The sequence below is a fragment of the Cellulomonas sp. NPDC055163 genome (assembly GCF_053607065.1).
This window is the reverse complement of the sequence record NZ_JBSGSU010000016.1, coordinates 56,283-58,950: the sequence shown is the minus strand read 5'-3', so window position 1 is coordinate 58,950 and position 2,668 is coordinate 56,283. Positions and strand designations below refer to the sequence as shown.

Genomic DNA, 2,668 nt, shown 5'->3' with positions numbered 1-2,668 from the left:
CGGGTGGGCCGCGTCGCCCGCCGCCGCCGCGCCGGCCGCCCGGGCCGCCGCGACGCCGAGCCCGGAGCCCGTCGTGCCCGCGCTCGCCGGGGCCGTGACGCTCGCGCAGGTCATCGAGGAGGACGTGACCATCGGGTCGGTCGAGAAGCCGCGGACGCTGCGGATCAAGTCGTCCGGCGCCGGGGGGAGCGAGCGCGGCCCCGACCTGTACGACTCGACGGGGCGGATCGTGCTCGAGTCGTACCAGCCGCACTTCAAGTGGTACGGCGAGTCGATCCGGGTCCAGCTCAAGGACCCACGCGCCAAGGGGATGCTCGCGTACCAGGCGCACTGGCCGACCCCGCACTACGCCGGCGGCGACTTCTCGGGGCGCGCGGTGCACCCGAAGGACCCGATCACGATCGCCTGGATCGGGGCGCACTTCCTCGACAACGACGACCCCACCCAGCTGCGCAACAACCTGCGCCACGGGCACCTCAACTTCGAGGTCCCCGACGCGCGCGGCGACCTCCAGACGCGGTTCGAGATCAAGCTCATCGACACGGTCACCGGCAAGATCGGCACCGACCGCTCGGCGATCCGCACGAACCTCGCCGACTTCGAGCACCAGGTCGGCGCCGCCGGGGAGCAGGTGCGGATCGTCGGCAACGACACCCGGCACAAGGACCTCGCGTTCTCGCTCGAGCACGGGGACAAGCAGCCGCGGTGGGTGCTGCGTGCCGCGGCGGGGGGTGCGCGGTTGCAGTTCCGGCGGTACGCGCCCGGGGCGGTGAGCGTCGACTCCCCGTTGCAGCTCGATCCGGGTGACGGGCGGGTGCTGGTGGGCGGTGACGAGGGTTCTGCTGCGGGGTTGGTGGTGCGGCGCCGGGACGGGGTGGCGCTGACCGTGCAGACGCTCGCGACGGGTGGGCACGGGATCCTGGTGAGCGGGCCGGCCGGGGACCGGACCGCGCGAGTCATCGAGGGGGACGCGACGGGGGACGCGATCCGGCGGTTCGTCGTCCAGGTCGACGGCACGGTCGCGTGGGGCGACGGGGCTGCGGAGCGGGACACGTTGCTCTACCGGCGGGGACCGAACCAGCTCGGGACGGACGGTGGGGTGTTCCTGCGCGACAGCGGGGTGCCCGACGCGGCGCCGACGGGTGGGGTGCTGTTCGTGCAGGACGGGGCGCTGAAGTACCGGGGCTCGGCAGGGACGGTGACGACGCTCGCGGCGGCGTGAGCGGCGTGAGCGGCGTGAGCGGCGCGGGCTCCGGCGGCGTGAGCCGCGTCGCGCCCTGAGCCGCGTCGGGCCGTGAGGTGCGTCGGGCGGTGATCCGCGTCGGGCGGTGAGCCGCGTCGGGCCGTGAGCCGCGTCGGGCGGTGAGCCGCGTCGGGCCGTGAGGTGCGTTGGTGTGGCGAGCCGCGTCGGGGCGGGAGTCAGGACGGGGCCGACGCCTCGCCCGGGTGGTCCTCCGCGGCGTGCGACGGGGCGACGTCCGGTGTGGGCGGCGGGGCGGCGTCGCCTTCGTGCGCCGCGCCGCGCGTGAGCCGCCACTCGCCCACCTCGGCGTACGCCGAGTCACGGATCGTGTCGTGCTGCCCGTCGGTCAGCGGGTAGTGCTTGAGGTTGCCGGCCCAGTAGCGCAGTGCGCGGCCGAGCTCGTCGAGCACGGTCTGGTCGGGTGTCGCGTCGTCGAGCTCGACCTCGAACGTGAAGCGCATGGCGGGTCCTTCCTCGTCGGGGTGGACGTCCCGATCGTCCCGCGCCGTGCGCGTCGGCGAAAGCGGGGGAGGCTGCGGGCCGCCCAGGGGGTCGCGCCTGGGAGCGCGGGCCGCGATCACGCCATCGGGCACGACCCCCGATCGTGCTGCCCGACGTCCGTGTCGCGGCCCTCGGAGGTCGGGGGCAGCATGGCCGCATGCAGATCGAGGCAGTCCAGGGCGACCTCACGCGTGAACGGGTCGACGCGGTCGTCAACGCCGCGAACGCGACGCTGCTCGGCGGCGGTGGGGTGGACGGCGCGATCCACGCCGCGGCCGGCCCGGCGCTGCTCGAGGAGTGCCGGCGCGTGCGGAGGGCCGCGTTCCCGGACGGGCTGCCCGTCGGTGAGGCGGTCGCGACCGGCGCCGGCGCGCTCCCGGCGCGGTGGGTCGTCCACACGGTGGGGCCGAGCTGGAACCGGGGGCAGCGTGACGAGGCGCAGCTCGCGTCGTGCTTCACGCGGTCGCTCGACGTCGCCGCGGAGGTCGGCGCACGGTCGGTCGCGTTCCCCGCGGTCAGCGCCGGTGCCTACGGCTGGGCGATGGGTACCGTCGCCGACGTCGCGGTGCGCGCGGTGCGGGCTTGGGACGCGGCGCACCCGGGGGAGGTCGACCTCGTGCGGTTCGTGCTGTTCGGCGCGCCGGCGCTCGCGGAGTTCGAGCGGGCGCTGGGCGAGGCGCCCTGAGCTCGTCGTCCACGCCGCTCGGCGGCTCGTGCACGCCGCCCGCGCGCCCTCGTCGCGGGCCGGTCAGACCTGAGCCCGACGGACGCACGGCGGGCCGCGCGCTCTCGTCGCGGGCCGGTCGGACCCCGGCCGGTCGGACGCACGTCGGGGGGCCCCCGGAGGGGAGGGGGGGACTGCCGGGGTGGTGGTGGGGGGGGGAGGGGGAGGAGGGGTGGCAGGTCGGAGTCCCCCCCTACGCG

General features: G+C 76.1%; 3 protein-coding genes. 2 read left to right on the top strand and 1 reads right to left on the bottom strand.

The genetic code is table 11. From position 1 onward, the window contains the following. Window positions 1-1,222, top strand: a 1,222-nt coding sequence (locus ACWFNE_RS20725; RefSeq protein WP_452124318.1) for a hypothetical protein, incomplete at its 5' end; no start/stop codon positions are given. A gap of 197 nt (window positions 1,223-1,419) precedes the next feature. On the opposite strand, the gene ACWFNE_RS20720 is transcribed toward ACWFNE_RS20725, so the two are convergent. After that, window positions 1,420-1,704 carry a hypothetical protein gene (locus tag ACWFNE_RS20720; RefSeq protein ID WP_452124317.1) on the bottom strand — a complete coding sequence of 95 codons (285 nt, stop codon included), beginning with the start codon at window positions 1,702-1,704 and terminating at the stop codon, window positions 1,420-1,422. 197 nt (window positions 1,705-1,901) lie between these two features. On the opposite strand from ACWFNE_RS20720, the gene ACWFNE_RS20715 reads away from it, so the two are divergent. Next, window positions 1,902-2,429, top strand: a complete 528-nt coding sequence (locus tag ACWFNE_RS20715; protein WP_452124316.1) for an O-acetyl-ADP-ribose deacetylase — start codon at window positions 1,902-1,904, stop codon at window positions 2,427-2,429. The last annotated feature ends 239 nt before the right edge of the window (window positions 2,430-2,668 follow it).